17 protein-coding genes are annotated in these 16,271 nt (G+C 66.7%); 3 read left to right on the forward strand and 14 right to left on the reverse strand.

Annotation, left to right across the window (positions count from 1 at the left end; translation table 11 throughout):
- Positions 1-3: 3 nt before the first annotated feature.
- Together ASF79_RS09255 and mca are read right to left on the reverse strand one after the other, a co-directional pair.
- On the reverse strand, positions 4-267 hold the full coding sequence (locus ASF79_RS09255; RefSeq protein ID WP_055854013.1) for a hypothetical protein: 264 nt from the start codon (positions 265-267) through the stop codon (positions 4-6).
- Positions 254-1,129: a mycothiol conjugate amidase Mca gene (mca, locus tag ASF79_RS09260; protein ID WP_200933557.1), complete on the reverse strand. Its 876-nt coding sequence runs from the start codon at positions 1,127-1,129 to the stop codon at positions 254-256. Before mca ends, ASF79_RS09255 begins: the two co-directional genes overlap by 14 nt.
- An 87-nt stretch (positions 1,130-1,216) precedes the next feature.
- Here mca and ASF79_RS09265 point away from each other — a divergent pair, with 87 nt between their 5' ends.
- Together ASF79_RS09265 and greA are read left to right on the forward strand one after the other, a co-directional pair.
- Positions 1,217-1,615 (forward strand): DUF4307 domain-containing protein, encoded by a 399-nt coding sequence (locus ASF79_RS09265; RefSeq protein WP_055780201.1) that lies wholly within the window; start codon positions 1,217-1,219, stop codon positions 1,613-1,615.
- 70 nt (positions 1,616-1,685) lie between these two features.
- Positions 1,686-2,177 carry a transcription elongation factor GreA gene (gene greA, locus ASF79_RS09270; RefSeq protein WP_044438983.1) on the forward strand — a complete coding sequence of 164 codons (492 nt, stop codon included), beginning with the start codon at positions 1,686-1,688 and terminating at the stop codon, positions 2,175-2,177.
- On the opposite strand, the gene ilvA is transcribed toward greA, so the two are convergent.
- From ilvA to ASF79_RS09300, 6 genes are read right to left on the reverse strand one after another with little or no spacing between them, the layout of a single operon-like run.
- Complete coding sequence (gene ilvA / locus ASF79_RS09275; protein WP_055854016.1) at positions 2,178-3,434, reverse strand: threonine ammonia-lyase; 1,257 nt, start codon at positions 3,432-3,434, stop codon at positions 2,178-2,180. It abuts the gene before it with no gap.
- Entirely contained in the window at positions 3,431-4,534 is a 1,104-nt protein-coding gene (locus ASF79_RS09280; protein WP_055780194.1) for an AI-2E family transporter, read from the reverse strand. Before ASF79_RS09280 ends, ilvA begins: the two co-directional genes overlap by 4 nt.
- Before the next feature lie 37 nt (positions 4,535-4,571).
- Positions 4,572-5,660: an ABC transporter ATP-binding protein gene (locus tag ASF79_RS09285; RefSeq protein WP_055854018.1), complete on the reverse strand. Its 1,089-nt coding sequence runs from the start codon at positions 5,658-5,660 to the stop codon at positions 4,572-4,574.
- Positions 5,657-6,526 (reverse strand): ABC transporter permease, encoded by an 870-nt coding sequence (locus ASF79_RS09290; protein ID WP_055854698.1) that lies wholly within the window; start codon positions 6,524-6,526, stop codon positions 5,657-5,659. The genes ASF79_RS09285 and ASF79_RS09290 overlap by 4 nt, the downstream gene beginning before the upstream one ends.
- The gene (locus ASF79_RS09295; protein ID WP_055780190.1) at positions 6,523-7,464 is read right to left on the reverse strand and encodes an ABC transporter permease; all 942 of its coding nucleotides are present in this window, start codon (positions 7,462-7,464) and stop codon (positions 6,523-6,525) included. Before ASF79_RS09295 ends, ASF79_RS09290 begins: the two co-directional genes overlap by 4 nt.
- 20 nt (positions 7,465-7,484) lie before the next feature.
- A complete protein-coding gene (locus ASF79_RS09300; protein ID WP_055854021.1) occupies positions 7,485-8,621 on the reverse strand; it encodes an ABC transporter substrate-binding protein in 1,137 nt (378 codons plus the stop codon).
- A 155-nt stretch (positions 8,622-8,776) separates the two neighbouring features.
- On the opposite strand from ASF79_RS09300, the gene ASF79_RS09305 reads away from it, so the two are divergent.
- Complete coding sequence (locus tag ASF79_RS09305) at positions 8,777-9,973, forward strand: winged helix-turn-helix domain-containing protein (RefSeq protein ID WP_055854701.1); 1,197 nt, start codon at positions 8,777-8,779, stop codon at positions 9,971-9,973.
- Between the two features lie 4 nt (positions 9,974-9,977).
- Here ASF79_RS09305 and ASF79_RS09310 read toward each other — a convergent pair whose 3' ends face one another.
- The 6 genes from ASF79_RS09310 to ASF79_RS09335 form a co-directional block, all read right to left on the reverse strand.
- Positions 9,978-10,874: a M48 family metallopeptidase gene (locus ASF79_RS09310; protein WP_055854034.1), complete on the reverse strand. Its 897-nt coding sequence runs from the start codon at positions 10,872-10,874 to the stop codon at positions 9,978-9,980.
- A gap of 18 nt (positions 10,875-10,892) precedes the next feature.
- On the reverse strand, positions 10,893-11,459 hold the full coding sequence (locus ASF79_RS09315; RefSeq protein ID WP_055780180.1) for a LemA family protein: 567 nt from the start codon (positions 11,457-11,459) through the stop codon (positions 10,893-10,895).
- A gap of 68 nt (positions 11,460-11,527) precedes the next feature.
- Entirely contained in the window at positions 11,528-12,250 is a 723-nt protein-coding gene (locus ASF79_RS09320) for an esterase/lipase family protein (RefSeq protein ID WP_055854037.1), read from the reverse strand.
- An 18-nt stretch (positions 12,251-12,268) separates the two neighbouring features.
- Positions 12,269-13,660 (reverse strand): glycoside hydrolase family 1 protein, encoded by a 1,392-nt coding sequence (locus ASF79_RS09325; protein WP_235500713.1) that lies wholly within the window; start codon positions 13,658-13,660, stop codon positions 12,269-12,271.
- A 47-nt stretch (positions 13,661-13,707) separates the two neighbouring features.
- Entirely contained in the window at positions 13,708-15,042 is a 1,335-nt protein-coding gene (locus ASF79_RS09330) for a D-arabinono-1,4-lactone oxidase (protein ID WP_055854042.1), read from the reverse strand.
- Positions 15,039-16,271, reverse strand: a complete 1,233-nt coding sequence (locus tag ASF79_RS09335) for an alanine racemase (RefSeq protein ID WP_055854046.1) — start codon at positions 16,269-16,271, stop codon at positions 15,039-15,041. Before ASF79_RS09335 ends, ASF79_RS09330 begins: the two co-directional genes overlap by 4 nt.

Here is a 16,271-nt window from a genome sequence, read left to right on the forward strand (position 1 = left end):
TCTCTAGGGCCGGGTGTCGCCGTCCGCCGCACCGTCGGCATCCCGAGCCTCTTGCTCGAGCTGCTGCCGCACCTGCTCGCGGTAGTTCACGCGGCGCACCCGCCGCACCATGTCGATCACCAGCAGGATCACGATGACGGCCACGCCGAAGGTGGCGATGAACCCGACGAAGCCGGGCGTGACGGTGTTCGGATCGAACTGGGGCTGATCGGCCGCGCGAATGAGGCCCTCTGTCACCGTCACCGCGATCTGGTCAAAGCTGTACATCGTCGTCCTCGATTCCGGCGAACAGATCGGCCTCGGGCTTGGTCGTCTCGACCTTCGACGAGATGAGCTGGTAGTCCTCGAAGGGCCACGCCTTCAGTTGCAGTTCGTTAGGCCAGAAGAAGAACTGGCTGTCTGGCGACACCTGGCTGGCGTGGGCCCTCAGGGCGTTGTCCCGCACCTCGAAGAACGCACCGGCCGGCACCTGCGTCGTGGCGAGGAACGGGCTCTCCTTCATCCACGAGCGCAGCTCGGTCATGGATGCGATGAGCGGGCTCTCGGGGTCGGTCGCCACGATCTCGTCGTAGACGGCCTTCATGCGCTGGTAGCTGAAGATGCGGTCGTAGTAGAGCTTCGAGACGCTCCACGGCTCTCCTGCGTCGGGGTAGGCCGCGGCGTCGGACGCCGCCTCGAGAGCACGCACCGAGATCTCGTGCGTACGGATGTGATCGGGGTGGGGGTACCCGCCGTTCTCGTCGTAGGTGAGAAGCACCTGCGGCTTGAAGTCGCGGATGAGGCGCACGAGCGGTTCTGCCGAGATCTCGACGGGAATCGTCGCGAACGCGTTCGCCGGCAGAGGCTCTCCCTCGTCGGGAAGCCCGGAGTCGGCATACCCGAGCCAGCGGTGCTCGAAGCCCACGACCTTCTGAGCCGCCGCCATCTCGTAGCGACGAAGGCCAGCCATGTCTCGCTCGGCGTGACGGCGCTCGGCCAGGGACTCGTTGAGGATGCTGCCGCGCTCGCCTCCGGTGCAACTCACCACCATTACCTCGACACCGCGGTCGAGGTAGTAGGCATATGTGGCAGCGCCCTTGCTCGATTCGTCGTCGGGGTGCGCGTGCACGGCCATCAGGCGCAGCGTCATCGGTCTCGTCTCCTCAGCATTGCCGATTAGCCTAGACATCTAAGCCAACACCTAAGACTAATCGCTGCTTCGAGAGGCACCCATTCCGTGACGCGTGAAGACCTTGCCATCCGCTACGGGCGAACGCGCGCCAACAGTCGGCGCACCCGCGTGATCGCGCTCATCACCGCGGCCGTCTTCGCCGTCGTTCTCGTGGGCTGGGTCGTGTGGGCCGGTCTCGACAACTCCGGCGCCGAACTCGAGGCGAAAGACACCGGGCACACCGTCATCGACGAGCACTCGGTCTCGATCGACTTCCTGCTCACCGTGCCCAAGGGATCGACGTCGAGTTGTGCCCTGCAGGCGCAGAGCGCCAAGTTCGCCATCGTGGGATGGAAGGTCATCGACATCCCCGCCTCCGACAAGGCGACGCGGGGAATCACGGAGACCATCCGCACCACCGAGCAGTCGGTCACAGGTTTGATTTACCGCTGCTGGCTCACCTAGGCTCTTCTTCGATGCCCGGGAGATTTCCCGGGCCATATTTGCGGGATATATCCGTACAGAGGGAGTTCCGATGGCAGACGAAGCAGCCCAGGTCACGTGGCTGACCCAGGAGGCCTACGACCGCCTCACGAATGAGCTCGAGGAGCTCAGTGGGTTCGGCCGCACCGACATCGCGAAGAAGATCGAGATGGCTCGCGAGGAGGGCGATCTCAAGGAGAACGGCGGCTACCACGCCGCCAAAGAAGAGCAGGGCAAGATGGAGGCTCGCATCCGCCAGCTGACCCTGCTGCTGCGCACAGCCGAGGTCGGCGAGATCCCCGAGAGCCACGGCGTGGTCGAGGGCGGCACCGTGATCACCGCGCTCGTTGCGGGCGACGAGACCGTCTTTCTTCTCGGAAATCGCGAGATCGCGGGCGACAACGACCTCGACGTGTGGAGCGAATCCAGCCCGCTGGGTCAGGCCATCATCGGCCTCAAGGTCGGAGACAAGACCTCGTTCGTCGGCCCGACCGGCCGCAACATCGACGTCGAGATCGTGAAGGTCGAGACGTACCGAGCCTGATCAGTCGTCGCTGATGCGCGGGTCGAAGCCCGCATCGCGCAGCATGTCGAGCACCTGCTGACGATGCTCCGGCCCGCGCGTCTCGACGCTCAGCTCGAGTTCGACCTCGCTGATCTGCAGGCCCTTGCCATGGCGCGTGTGCAGCACCTCGAGCACGTTGGCGTTCGCCTCGGCGAGCAGCTCGGAGATACGCGCCAGCTGGCCGGGGCGGTCGGGCAGCATGATCCGCATCTTGAGGTAGCGATCCGACGCGGCCAGGCCGTAGTTGATGAGCTTCAGCATCAGGAGCGGGTCGATGTTTCCGCCCGAGAGAATCACGACGGTGCGACCGGATGCGACGATCTGGCCCGACAGGATCGCGGCGACGCCGACCGCGCCGGCGGGTTCGACGACCTGTTTGGCCCGCTCGAGAAGCACCAGGAGCCCCTTCGCCATGTCGGCCTCGGAGACGGTGACGACCTCGTCGACGAGCTCCTTGATGATGGCGAAGTTGAGGATGCCGGGCTTGGCGACCGTGATGCCGTCGGCCATCGTGGGCGACGTGACGATCTGGGTGGGCTCGCCCGCGGCCAGAGACGGCGGGTAGGCGGCCGCATTCGCGGCCTGCACGCCGATCACTCGGATGGCGCGCCCCTCGAGCTCCGCGCGGCGCTTGACCGCCGACGCCACGCCTGAGATCAGTCCGCCGCCACCGATCGGAACGATCACGGTTTCGAGGTCGGGGACCTGGTCGAGGATCTCGAGGCCCAGGGTCGACTGCCCGAGAACGACGTCGGGGTGATCGAACGGCGGGATGAAGACCGCGCCCGTCTGCTCGGAGAACTCTGCCGCAGCCCGCAACGCCTCTTCAACGCTGTGCCCGCGGAGAACGACATCGGCCCCGTACTGCTTGGTGGCCTGCAGCTTCGGCAGCGGCACGCCGAGGGGCATGAAGATGGTCGCCGAGATTCCGAGTTCGCGGGCGGCGAAGGCCACGCCTTGGGCGTGGTTGCCGGCAGACGCCGCGACGACTCCGCGGGCCTGCTCCTCAGCCGAGAGCCGCGACAGCCTGTTGTACGCGCCACGGATCTTGTACGAGCCGGTGCGCTGCAGGTTCTCGCACTTCAGAAAGACGGGAGCGCCCAGTTCGGCGCTGAGGTAGCGGGATGTCTCCATGGGAGTGGGGTCGACGATACGCGAGACGCGCTCCCGGGCATCCATCATCTCGTCGAGCGAGGGAACCACGGTGAGCACGGGCTGCGTCAGGGAATCAGTCATTCGAGAACGGTGTCTTTCGATGTCGGGAGAGAGGGTTGTCGCCAGTCGCCTCGGGCGATGTAGCCGATCATCACGTTGAGCACGGCGACGATCGGAACAGCGAACAGAGCGCCGGGTATTCCGGCTACAACGGATCCGCCCGCAACGGCGAGCACCACGGCCAGGGGGTGAACCTTGACGGCGGTTCCCATGACCAGAGGCTGCAGAACGTGGCCCTCGATCTGCTGCACGAGCAGAACGATGCCGAGCATGATGAGCGCGACGACCCAGCCGTTGTAGACGAGGGCGATGAAGACCGCGAGTGCTCCCGTCGCGACGGCACCGATCACGGGGATGAACGACCCCAGGAAGACCAGCACAGCGATGGGAATGGCCAGGGGCAGTTGAAGGATCGCGGCTCCCGCACCGATGCCGATGGCGTCGATCGTGGCGACGAGGATCTGCACCTTGATGAAGTTCTGCAGCGTCAGCCATCCGGCTTTGCCTGCCCCGTCGAGGGCCGTGCGAGCGCGGCGCGGGAAGATCCGCACGATCCACGCCCAGATGCCCTTGCCGTCGATCAGGATGAAGAGGGTGGAGAACAGGGTCAAGAGAACGCCGGCGAAGAGCTCGGTGACGGTCGAACCGACCGATACTGCTCCGGAGAGCAGGGCCGACGAGTCGGCCTGCAGGAACGACATCGCCTGGTTGATGTAGCCCGTGAGGTCGCTGTCGGAGACGTTGAACGGGGGCTGGGTGAGCCAGTCACGGAGGTCGTGGACGCTCGCGACCGTCTGGTCGCGCAGATCGCCGAAACCGGCCCGCACCTGGGCGACGACCAGATAGATGAGCGCCGCGACGATCACGAGTGTGCCCAGCTCGGCCACCGTGATGGCCAGCCACTTCGGCCACCGGTGCGCGACGAGCCAGTTCTTCAGCGGAACGAGGAGCGCCGAGAGCAGCGTTGCGACCAGAAGGGGAATGACGAGGAGTCGGAGATACGACACCAGGAAGAAGAACACGGCCAATGCACCGGCGATCGCCAGCAGGCGCCACGACCACGCTCCCGCTATGCGGAGTCCCGGGGGAACCGCAGCGTCATTCACGTCAGGCTCAGACATGTCCTCATTCTAGGCGCGCAGACCTGAGGAGAATTCGTTATGACGCGTCGGCCGCCTTCACCGCCACGGGTGCCCCCGTGAAGGTGAGAAAGACCCTGTCGCCGACCGCTACGGGAGACGTGGCTCCGTGTTGAACGCGCACGAGCGCGCCCGAGGCCAGGCGCACCGTGCTGCGACGGAAGCTGCCGAGGAAACTGCTCGAGACCACCTCCGCGGAGATGCCCTCCGACGCGAAGACCACGTCTTCTGGGCGCACATAGGCCGAGACCGCTCCGATCTGGGCCGCCTGGTCGATGAGAGGAAGGACGACACCCTCGACGGTGACGACTCCGGGCGTCTCGATCACCCCGTCGAGCCGGTTGCTGAGCCCGACGAACTCCGCGACGAACGACGTCTTGGCACGCGTGTACAGCTCTTCGGGCGCACCGATCTGCTCGATCGTGCCCGCCCGCATCACGGCGACCCGATCGGCCACGGCGAGGGCTTCCTCCTGATCGTGCGTCACGAACAGCGTGGTGATTCCGAGATCGATCTGGATGCGCCGGATCTCGTCGCGCAACTGCACCCGAACGCGGGCGTCGAGCGCCGACAGCGGCTCGTCGAGCAGCAGCACGCGCGGTTCGGTGACGAGCGCCCTTGCGAGAGCCACCCGCTGCTGCTGGCCACCGGAGAGCTGATGCGCGTAGCGCTCGGCGTGCGCTCCCAGGCCGACCATTTCGAGGGCCTCCAGCGCCCGCGTTCGCCGCTCGCCCTTCTCGACTTTGCGCATCCGCAAGCCGAATTCGACGTTCGACAGCACGGTCAGGTGCGGGAACAGGGAGTAGGACTGGAACACCATTCCGATGTCGCGCCTGTTGGCCGGCAGACCCGACACGTCGTCGCCGTCGATGGTGATGCTGCCGCCCGTGGCGTCTTCGAGACCGGCCAGCACCCGCAAGGCCGTGGTCTTGCCGCAGCCGCTCGGGCCGAGGAGCGCGACGAACTCGCCGGGCTGCAACGTGAGGTCGACGCCGTCGAGGGCTCGGTGCCCGGGAAACTCCTTGACGATGGAACGGAACTCTACGGTTGCGCCGGCCCCGCGCGTCTTCGGGTCGGTTCGTGCGGCGGAACGGGTGGCGAGGCTCATGAGGATGCTCCGGTCGGGGTGACTGCGGCGGGTGCGGTGATGGATGCGGCCCGCCCGCGACGGCGACGGCGGGGTGCGCCGATCCGGCCGATCGCGAGCAGCAGGACGAAGGCGAAGACCAGGGCGATCAGAGCGAAGATGACGGCGACGAAGGGATCCGACTTCGACACGATCACGAGCGCCGTCTGCAGATTGACCCGGTTCAGAAGGGCCGCGATCGTGTATTCGCCCAGCACGACGGCGACCGAGATGAACGACGCCGAAAGGATGCCGCGGCGCAGGTTCGGCAACAGCACGCGCAGAAGCACGGTCGGCCACCCGGCACCCAGGGAACGCGCCGCCTCGCTGAGGGTGATCACGTCGATCGCGGCCAGGTTGGCCTGGATCGCTCGGTAGGCGAACGGAAGAACGATGATTCCGTAGGCGAACGAGAGTGTCCACACACCGCTGCCGAACATCTTCGCCACGACGGAGTAGACGGGAGCGAGACCCACGACGAGCACGATGGCGGGAATGGTGATGGGAAGCAGGCAGAGGAACTCCATCGCGCGACGCAGATACGGGAAGCGCAACTGCACGAGGATCATGGTGGGCACGAGGATGACGAGCATGACCGCGACGGTGACGATCGCCAGCACCACGGAGTTGCCGAGCGCGGTGAGCACTCCCTTGTACTCCCCCGTCAGCCCTCCGGAGAAGACCGCGATCCACCGGCTGAAGTCGTAGCCGCCCTCGAGCCCGCGACGCAGCGTGAACTCTCCCATGGCCACGATGGGTACAAGAAAGACGAGCCCGACGACGCCGAGGATCAGCCAGCGGGTGAGCGCGCCGGGTTCGGGTCGGAACGCCTTCGCCTGGCCGCTCATCGCTGCCACTTCGCCGACCGCTTCATCAGCAGCGAGTAGAGCGTCATGACGATGACCATCACGACGATCATTCCGAGGGCGAGGGCGCCGGCGAGATTCTCTCGGCCCAGCACCGTCTCGCTCGTGAGAGCTGAGCGGATCTGCAGGGGAACGATCTGCGACCCCTGACTCGTGAGCGCGGCGGCCGTCGCGAACGACGAGAAGGCGTTCGCGAACAGCAGCAGCAGGCAGCCGAGGAACGACGGGGTGAGCACGGGGATGCCGATGCGCCACCAGTACGTCGCCCGCGATCCGCCGAGGCTCGCGTTCGCTTCGGCCCACTGGGGCTTCAGGCCCTCGAGCGCCGGAAGGAATGTGATGATCATCAGGGGAACCTGGAAGTAGATGTACGGCAGGATGAGGCCGGGCAGCTCGTACAGCCACACACCGTCGGCGAAGATGTCGATACCGAGCGAGTCACGCAGGTAGACGGTGACCATGCCCTGGATGCCGATGGTCGCGACGAACGCGAAGGCCAGCATCACGCCGCCGAATTGCGCGAGGACTCCGCTCGCCGAGTCGACGACCGAGCGCAGCATCCCGGTGGGGTTCGTGCCGATCAGCGCGTAACAACAGGCGGCACCGACCACCGACCCGATCACGGCGGTGAGCGCCGAGAGCCCGATGGAGTTGCCGAAGGTGCTGAGAATCAGGGGGTCGGCAAGCGCCTCGATGTTGGTGAGCGAGAACGAACCCGTGCCATCGAGGAAACCGGTGAATAGCGCGATAGCGGTGGGCAACCCGAGGAAGAGGAGGATGTACGCCGCGAAGGGAACGAGGCCGAGAAAACTCGGCACGGTGAAGGCCGCCCGTCGCGACGACTCGGGGCGCCGAGCCTGCACTGCTGCAGGTTCGACGCCCTCGAGGGGAGCGACGACCGACACGAGGGTGTCAGCCATCAGTTGTGTCTCTCTCTTCGTTACTGGACGGCCGCGGCCCAGTTGCTGCCGAGCAGGGCGGCAGCGTCTTCGGACTCCTTCGCGCTCGGCACCACGGTCTCGGCGGGCGTCTCCGGCAGGGCGTCGAAGAGTTCCTTGTCGATCGTTCCGGCCGCTTCCATCGCCTCGGCACGCGCCGGGCGGGCGCCACCCGCGAGCCACAGGTTCTGGGCCTCGTCGCTGTAGAGGAACTCCTGCCACAGACGAGCGGCGGCCGGGTGCGGAGCGTCGGCACTGATGGCCTGGTTGTAGTACCCGGCGTAGCCCGTGCCGGGAAGCACGACGACCTCCCACTTGCGCTGACCGTCGAGCTTCTTGCCGTAGCCCACGTTCAGGTAGTCCCAGTCGAAGACGACGGGCGTCTCGCCCGAGGCGATCGTGGCGGGGGTGGGGTCGATCTTCACGAAGTTGCCGGCCTTGTTCAGCTTCGAGAAGAAGTCGATTCCGGGCTGGAAGTCGGCGGTCGATCCGCCGCTCTGAACGGATGCCATGCCGACGGCGGCGAAGGCCGCCCCCGCCTGCGTCGGGTCGCCGTTGATCGCGACCTTGCCCTTGTACTCGTCGCCGAGCAGATCGTCGAGGCTCTTCGGCGCGGGAACCGCGTCGGGATCGTAGCCGATGGCCATGTATCCGCCGTAGTCGCCGACCCAGAGGCCCGACTGCTCCTTCAGCGCATCCGGGATGTCGGCCCAGGTCGCGACCTGATACGGAGCGAACTTCTTCGTGTTCGCCAGCGCGACGGCGGCGCCCACGTCGAAGACGTCGGGAGCGGTGTCCTGTCCCTTGAGGTTGTCGGCCGCCTGGATCTCCTCGGCGCTCGATGCGTCAGGCGACGCCTCGGTGATGGTGATCTCGGGGTACTTCTCGGTGAACGCGTCGAGCACAGCACCATAGTTGGCCCAGTCCCGCGGGAGGGCGATCACGTTGAGCGCACCTTCGGCTTTCGCCGCCTTCTCGAGACCGGCGAGGTCTCCGAATGCAGAGACGCTGGTGGCGGTGGCCGCGTCGACTCCGCCGTCTGCGGAGGCATCGGCCGAGGTGCTCGCGCACGAGCTGAGAGTAAGCGTGAGGGCGATCGCTGCGGCGATGCCGGCGATGGCTGTGCGGGTGGAAAGCAAGAGTCCTCCAGGTGGATCGGGCGGGTGCCGGGCGGGGCTGTGGTGCCGACGTGCCGACGCTATGGGGGTCGCGCGACGAGGATGCGACCGCCCGGTATCGCCGAGGTGAACGGCGTATGTCTCGATGTCGTAGGTGCATGAGTACTCTCGAGAACATGGCTCAGTCGCTGTCTCCCGCTCTCGCCCGTCGCGTCGCGCTGGCCGCGCAGGGCTTCGGGCGTCCACCCACGAGCGTCGTTCCCGGGGTGCGCCAGTTCGGTGCCCTGATCGATCGGCTGGGGCTGCTGCAGATCGACTCGGTCAACGTCTTCGAGCGCAGCCACTACCTTCCCGTCTTCGCCCGGCTCGGCAGCTACGACAAGGCGCAGCTCGACCGCGTCACCTATTCGCCCCGTATCACCGAGTACTGGGCGCACGAGGCGTCGTTCATTCCCGTCGACACACTTCCGCTGCTGCGCTGGCGGCAGCAGGAGTATCGCGACCGCGCCGAGACCGAAGCCGACTCGTGGTTCGCCGCGAACAGGTCCATGACCGAGTGGCTGCTCGCCGAATTGGCTGCCAAGGGCCCGATGCGCGCGAGCGAGATCGAGCACGAGTCGAACACCCGAAGCGGCTCCTGGTGGGGGTGGTCCGACGTCAAGCGCGGGCTCGAGACCCTGTTCCGTTGGGGCGACGTCGTCAGTGCCGGGCGAACGCGCTTCGAGCGCGTCTACGCCCTGCCCGAGCAGGTGCTCCCCGCCTCCGTGCGTGAGCTGCACGTTCCCCGCGACGAGGCCATGCGCCGCCTTGTCTCCATCTCGGCCCGGGCCCACGGCGTCGGAACAGCCGACGACATCGCAGACTACTTCCGCCTGAAGGCCGTCGACGCGGTTCCCGCGATTCGCGAGCTCGAAGAGGCGGGCGAGCTCGTTCCTGTCACGATCGATGGATGGGGCAAGCCTGCCTGGCTGCACCGCGATGCGCGCCTTCCCCGTCGCATGAACGCCGCGGCCCTCCTCTCACCGTTCGACCCCGTGGTGTGGGCGCGATCCAGAGCACTGCGTCTCTTCGACTTCCACTACCGCATCGAGATCTACACCCCCGAGCCCAAGCGGGTATTCGGCTACTACGTGTTGCCGGTGCTGATCGACGACCGGGTCGTGGGCAGAGTCGACCTCAAGAGCGACCGACAGGCCGGCGTGCTTCGCGTGCGGGCGGCCTGGGCCGAAGACGGCGCGCCCGACGACACCGCCGCACGACTTGCCCCCGTGCTTCGTCAGACGATGCAGTGGCAGGGCCTCGACTCCATCGAGGTCTCGGCCAAAGGCACGCTCGCATCGGCGCTCGCCGCCGAGATCTCGAGCACGACCTAGCGGGTCAGAACTCTCCCCCGATCTTCTCGAGGCGCGCGACGCGATCGTCGATGGGAGGGTGTGTGCTGAACAGGCGCGTGAGCATGCCCGGCTTGAGCGGGTCGGCGATCCACATGTGCGACATCGACGATGACTGCTTCTGCATCGGACGCCCGTAGGCCGCCAGCTTCTCGAGGGCACTGGCCAGGGCATCCGGATGCCGCGTGGTCAGCGCGCCCGTTGCGTCGGCGAGGTACTCCCGCTGGCGCGACACCGCCGTCTGAACGAGTCCGGCGACGAGCGGGGCAACCAGCATGGCGATCAGACCGAGAATCAACACGACGGGATTGCCGCCTCCGCCTCCCCCGTTGCTGTTGTTGTTGCGGCCTCCGCCGAAGAAGGCGAAGCGCAGGAACATGTCGGCGATGAAGCCCACGGCCACGACGAGGCCGAAGACGATCATCGACACCCTGATGTCGTAGTTGCGGACGTGCCCCAGCTCGTGAGCCATCACGCCCTCGAGTTCGGCGTCGGTCATGATGTCGAGCAAGCCTGTGGTGGCGGCGACGCTGGCATGCTGCGGGTCACGCCCGGTAGCGAAAGCGTTCGGCGCGGGATCGGGCACGATGTACACGGCCGGCATCGGCGTTCCCGTGGTGATCGACAGATTCTCGACGATGCGCCAGAGCCGGGGATTGTCGGCCTTCTCGATCCGCACGGCGCCGCTCGACGATATCGCCTGTCCGCTGGCGAAGAAGTACTGGAAGACCGCGTACGCGATGGCCACGACCACCGTGACGATCACGATCGTGGTGTTGTTGTAGATCGCGCTCGCCAGATAACCCAGGCCGCCGATGATCCCCAAGAAGATGAGGATGATGAAGACGGTGTTGCGTTTGTTCGCGGCTATCGCCCGATACATTCAGCCCTCGCCCCGGGGCTAGAACTGTACGCGCGGCGGCTCTGCGATGGCGGCGAGGTCTGCCACCTCAAAGAAGTCACGCTCGGTGAAGCCGAGGTTCTTGGCGAAGATGTTGTTCGGGAAGACGCGGATCTTCGTGTTGAGCTCGCGTACCCCTCCGTTGTAGAACCGACGAGACGCCTGCACCTTGTCTTCGGTGTCGACGAGCTCGGCCTGGAGCTGGAGGAAGTTCTGGCTCGCCTGCAGCTGAGGGTAGGCCTCGGCGACGGCGAAGATGCTCTTGAGCGCGCTCTGCATGTGGGTCTCGGCGACGGACGCGTCGACCGGGCCCTGCGCCTGCAGGGTCTCCGCGCGGGCCGCCGTGACTGACTCGAACACGCCCTTCTCGTGAGCCGCGTATCCCTTGACGCTCTCGATGAGGTTGGGAATCAGATCGGCGCGGCGCTTCAGCTGGACCGTGATGTCGCTCCACGCCTCATCGACGCGCACCTTCAGAGTCACCAGCGAGTTGTACGTGGCCCACAGGTAGATACCGATGATGGCTACGAGGACAACGACGACGATTACCGGGATAAGCCATTCCATAGCGTTTACTATAAGCCAGCACTCAGCAGACCCCGTTCGCTGTGGAGCAAGCTCCCAGAGATCGTGGCCTACGGCAGCTCTGCCGCCTGTCTCGGCGGAAGAGCCGCCACCGCCCGCACCGTCTCGGCGATGACCAGGGGCTCCGCGAGCACCCGGAAGTGACCGGTCAGGGGGAGAGCGATGTTCGTGGCTCCGGCGAGTTCGCTACCGCTCGGGATGTGGGTGTCGTAGTAGGGGTAGATCGACACGATGTGCTCGTTGATCACCTTCTCTGCAGCCAGGGTCGCGATACTCCCCCGCCCCGGAGCGAACTCCCTCAGGGGCTTCGTGAGCGGCAGCCTCGAGAGCGAAGAGCCCTGAAAGGGCGACGCGATGGCGACGACCCCGGCGACTCGCCCATCCGGATCGTCGAAAGCGAGCACATGCTTGCCGATCAAGCCCCCCTTGCTGTGCGCCACGATCACGACATCGCTGAGGTCGCGCTCGCGCAGAACCGCTCCCGCCAGGCGCGCCGCCTCGGGAATGGGGATGCTGTTGCGCTGCAATGCGGGAACGATGAAGCATGGATGTCCCCGCTCGTTCAGCGCCTGAGCGACGGGAAGCAGGTACTCCCATCTCTCGTAGACCCCCGGCACGAGCAGCACAGCTCGCTCGCTGCCCTTCTCGAAGGGAACGGGATCGGGACGCGAACGGACGCTCCGACGTTCCGCCTGCAGCGCGTAGGCGTAGTCGCCGAGCCAGATTCCCGCGCGATCCCGTAGAGATCGGGGTGCTCGAATGCGGGGCGCCATGCCCGCAATCCTAGGTGGCTACCGTCTGCGGTCGCCCGCGAGCGCCTGCATCCAGCGGAACGAATCCTTCGGTGTGCGCTCCTGGGTGACGAAGTCGACGTGCACGAGACCGAACCGCTGGCTGTAACCCGCGGCCCACTCGAAGTTGTCGAGCAGGGTCCACACGAAGTAGCCGCGCAGATCGAGCGTTTCGGCGACTCCTCCCGGCGCGGTCGACCGCAGGGCCGCCTCGAGGTGACGGGCGAGGTAGTCGATGCGCCTGGGGTCGGAGACCACCCGTTCGCCGGTGCGCTCGTCGAACACGAGCGACTCCGGGAAGCTCGCTCCGCCTTCGGTGATGATCACGGGCGGAAGCGCAGAACCGTATCTGTTCGCCAGCTCGGCGAGCGTCGTCTCGAGGAACTCCGGAGCGACCGGCCAGCCGAAGCCCGTGGTGGGGAACTCGGGCCAGGGCGCGAGATGGAACGGGAGCGACGCCATGGCCGCCGACTCTCCGTCGGGCGCGATCGCGCGACCCGCACCTGCGGCGATGCGCGTCGGGAAGTAGTAGTTGAGACCGTAGAAATCGATGGGCTGCGAGATGAGCTCGAGATCGCGCGAGTCGACCTCGATCAGTGTTTTCAGGACCGACGCGAAGTCGTCGCGCGGCTCGGGATAGCGGCCCAGCAGTACGGGGTCGGCGAAGATGCGATTGTGCAGAACATCGAACAGCCACGCGAAGGCGGTGTCGTCGTCAGACGACGTCGCGGGTGTCGTGGGTGTGTGCACGTTCGTGATGCCGATGCCGCCGGAGACGTCGGCTCCCCTCAACCCTTCGAGGGCGTAGCCGTGCGCGAGCAGAAGATTGTGGGCGACGGGGAGCGCATCGAAGAGCAGCGTCTCCCCCGGAGCGTGGATTCCGAGGGCGTAGCCGTTGAGCATCACCGTGGCGGGCTCGTTGACGGTGACCCAGCGGTCGACCCGGTCGCCGAATCGCTCCCCCAGCAGAAAGGCGAGCTCGCCCAGCCGACGCGCCGTGTCGCGCGAGCGCCAGCCACCCGCCAGTTCGTTCGGCGTGTCCCAGTGGAACAGCGTGGCCATCGGGCTGATCCCGTCGGCGAGCAGCCGATCGAGGAGACGATCGTAGAAGGCGACGCCGTTCTCATTCAGTCTGCCTGTGCCGCCCGGCTGGACCCGGGGCCACGAGATCGAGAAGCGGTAGGCATCCACCCCCAGATCGCGCACCAGGTCGAGGTCGTCGCCCTGCCTGTGGATGTGATCGGCCGCGACATCCGCGGTCCCCCCGCCCCGAATACGGCCGGCCTGGTGCGAGAAGACGTCCCACGTCGACGCCCCACGCCCGCCCTCCCGGGTCGCCCCCTCGATCTGGAAGGCGCTCGTCGCCACACCCAGAACGAAGTCGCGGGGCATTTCGGCGGCGAGTGTCTCTGCGCTCGGAAACCGTGTGGCTCTGCTCGTCATTCTCCGAGTACTCGATTCAGGTAGGGGTTCGCGAAGACGCGCTGAGGATCGAGACGATCACGCACGGCGAGAAAGTCGTCGAAGTGCGGGTACATCGCACGAAGATCCTCCGACTGCCTCGTATGCATCTTGCCCCAGTGCGGGCGCCCTCCGTAGCCGAGCATGATCTGCTCGACCGCCTCGAAGTACTCGGTCGGGTCTTCGCGATAGTAGCGGTGCACGGCGATGTAGCCGCTGTCTCTGCCCTGAGCCGTCGACAGCCACAGGTCGTCGCCCCTAGCGAAGCGCACCTCTATGGGAAACGAGATGCGCCAGCCGCGCTCGTCGATGAGCCTCATGATGTCGCGCAGTGCATCGGGCACGCACTCCGCCGGGATCGCGTACTCCATCTCGCGGAAGCGCACCGTGCGCCGCGTGGCGAAGACGCGGTGCGAGCGGTCGCTGAACTCGCGGTTGCCCATCAGGCGCTCGGCCATTCCGTTGATCCGAGGAATGATCGTCGGCACCGCAACGGCGGCGGCGCAGGTCGCCCGGTAGACGCCGTTGCTCAGAACCACATCGTCGAGCCAGTATGCGAAGGGCGAGAGCGGAGAGGTACTCGCGGACGCCGGCAGCCGCGTGTTGGTCTTGGAGACTGCGGTTCGCGTGTGCGGGAACCAGTAGAACTCGAAATGATCGCTCGAGCGCACCCGGTCGGCGAGCGAACCGTGCTCAGTCGGTTCGGCCTCGAGCAGGCCCCCTAATGGAATCGGTCGCTCCTGGGCGTGCAGCACGAAGCAGTCGACGCACTGCAGCGTGACTTCGATGAGAATGCCGAGGGCCCCGAGCCCCAGGGCCACGGCCGGCAGCAGTTCCGCGTTCTCCGACTCGGAGATGCGCAGGAGGCTGCCGTCTCCCGTGACCAGCACGGCTCCGCGCACCTGTCCCGCGATGCCGGTGAACTCGGCGCCCGTTCCGTGCGTTCCGGTCGAGATGGCGCCGCTGATGCTCTGACGATCGATGTCACCCAGGTTCGGCATCGCCAGACCGAGCGGTTCGATGAGGGCCGGAATGTCGTAGAGGCGGGTGCCCGCCGCGAGCGTGACTCGTTTGCGCTCGCCATCCACTCCGATCAGACCGCTGAGCGCGCTCAGATCGAGCTGAACTCCGGGGGCCACCGCGATACCGGTGAAGCTGTGCCCCGCCCCGACCGCCTTGATGGGCAGACCCGACCGCGCCGCCGCGATGATGGCTCGTTGCACGGCGCCTGCACTCGTCGGACGCTCGACGCGGCGTGGACGCACCTCTTCTGTGCGGCTCCAGTTGCGCCAGACGGCACCGCTCGCGGTCACAGGAAGGACTTCCCTTCGCCCCGATAACTGGGAACCGTGGCGACCACCTCATCGCCCGAGACGATCGCCACCTCGGCGACGTGTTCGGCGAGTTCGCCCGACTTCGTGTGCCGCAGCCAGGCCCGGTCGCCGATGCGCAGATCGGCCGCGAGCGCGCCCGAGACGGGCGACTGCACCTCTCCGGCCATCTCCCGCGCCTGCAGATCCAGCCCCTCGGGCCAGACGATCTCGGGGGTGCGGTCTCTCTGCGGCGGTCCGGATGCGATCCAGCCGCCGCCGAGGAGCGTCGCCATGCGGGGCGTCGGCTTGCGTACGACAGACAGCGCGAAGGCCGCCGCCGGCGCAGGCCGGAACCGGGAGTAGGTATCGAAGAGGTGCCCGCCCAGCAGACCGGAGCCCGCGGCGATCTCCGTCACCGACGCATCCGCCGACGTGCTCTCGAGAGAGCCCGTGCCGCCGCCGTTCACGAACTCGAGCGGAGCGATGCGCTCTACCGCCTCGACGATCGCACCCCGCCTGTCGGTGAGCTCGGTCACCGACTGCTTCTGCATCCAATCGAGCACGACCGCCCGCGCCGGATTGCCCTTCGGCCGGTTTCCGACCCCGGCGATCTGCGCCTCGTAGCCCATGATGCCCACGAGGGTGAATCCGCGGCGCCGGGCGACAGCCTCGGCGATCCGCTGCGCCTGCGCCACCTCGCGCACGGGCGAACGCCACACGCCGACATGGCCGAGCGCCTTCGTGACGAACGACATGTCGATCTCGAGGCAGAGCCGCAGGTTCTCGCGTGTTCCCGGAGGAGCGACCTCGTCGATGAAGTCGAGATGATCGAGGCTGTCGATCATCAGCGTGATCCGGGCGGCCAGCTCGGGGCTCGAGGCCAACTGGCGAAGAGCGCCGACGTCGGCGCTCGGATAGCCCACGACGACATCGTCGACCGTCTCGGCCAACCAGAGCGCCTCGGGGAGCGTATAGGCGAGGATGCCCGCGTAACCGTCGAGAGCGAGCACGGCATCGACGAGAGACCGGATGCGCACCGACTTCGATGCGACGCGGATCGTCTTGCCCGCGGCCCGATCGATCATGTCGAAGGCGTTGTGCGCGAAGGCCTCGAGGCCGACGGCCGCGAGCGGGGTGTCGAGATGCGCCGTCGCCGCGTCGAGACGAGGCCACCACGTCGAGGGAGTGCGCCACGGTTCGTCGCTGGAGCGCTGAAAAGGGGGAATCAC

Origin of the sequence: Agreia sp. Leaf335 (assembly GCF_001423605.1) — a bacterium.
In the GTDB taxonomy this organism is placed as follows: domain Bacteria; phylum Actinomycetota; class Actinomycetes; order Actinomycetales; family Microbacteriaceae; genus Agreia.

What these genes read in the sequence shown, in the direction of transcription:
- ASF79_RS09255 (WP_055854013.1), bottom strand. Translation starts at nt 267, where the DNA reads ATGTACAGCTTTGACCAGATCGCGGTGACGGTGACAGAGGGCCTCATT.
- mca (WP_200933557.1), bottom strand. Translation starts at nt 1,129, where the DNA reads ATGACGCTGCGCCTGATGGCCGTGCACGCGCACCCCGACGACGAATCG.
- greA (WP_044438983.1), top strand. Translation starts at nt 1,686, where the DNA reads ATGGCAGACGAAGCAGCCCAGGTCACGTGGCTGACCCAGGAGGCCTAC.
- ilvA (WP_055854016.1), bottom strand. Translation starts at nt 3,434, where the DNA reads ATGACTGATTCCCTGACGCAGCCCGTGCTCACCGTGGTTCCCTCGCTC.
- ASF79_RS09280 (WP_055780194.1), bottom strand. Translation starts at nt 4,534, where the DNA reads ATGTCTGAGCCTGACGTGAATGACGCTGCGGTTCCCCCGGGACTCCGC.
- ASF79_RS09285 (WP_055854018.1), bottom strand. Translation starts at nt 5,660, where the DNA reads ATGAGCCTCGCCACCCGTTCCGCCGCACGAACCGACCCGAAGACGCGC.
- ASF79_RS09290 (WP_055854698.1), bottom strand. Translation starts at nt 6,526, where the DNA reads ATGAGCGGCCAGGCGAAGGCGTTCCGACCCGAACCCGGCGCGCTCACC.
- ASF79_RS09295 (WP_055780190.1), bottom strand. Translation starts at nt 7,464, where the DNA reads ATGGCTGACACCCTCGTGTCGGTCGTCGCTCCCCTCGAGGGCGTCGAA.
- ASF79_RS09305 (WP_055854701.1), top strand. Translation starts at nt 8,777, where the DNA reads ATGGCTCAGTCGCTGTCTCCCGCTCTCGCCCGTCGCGTCGCGCTGGCC.
- ASF79_RS09310 (WP_055854034.1), bottom strand. Translation starts at nt 10,874, where the DNA reads ATGTATCGGGCGATAGCCGCGAACAAACGCAACACCGTCTTCATCATC.
- ASF79_RS09315 (WP_055780180.1), bottom strand. Translation starts at nt 11,459, where the DNA reads ATGGAATGGCTTATCCCGGTAATCGTCGTCGTTGTCCTCGTAGCCATC.
- ASF79_RS09320 (WP_055854037.1), bottom strand. Translation starts at nt 12,250, where the DNA reads ATGGCGCCCCGCATTCGAGCACCCCGATCTCTACGGGATCGCGCGGGA.
- ASF79_RS09325 (WP_235500713.1), bottom strand. Translation starts at nt 13,660, where the DNA reads ATGCCCCGCGACTTCGTTCTGGGTGTGGCGACGAGCGCCTTCCAGATC.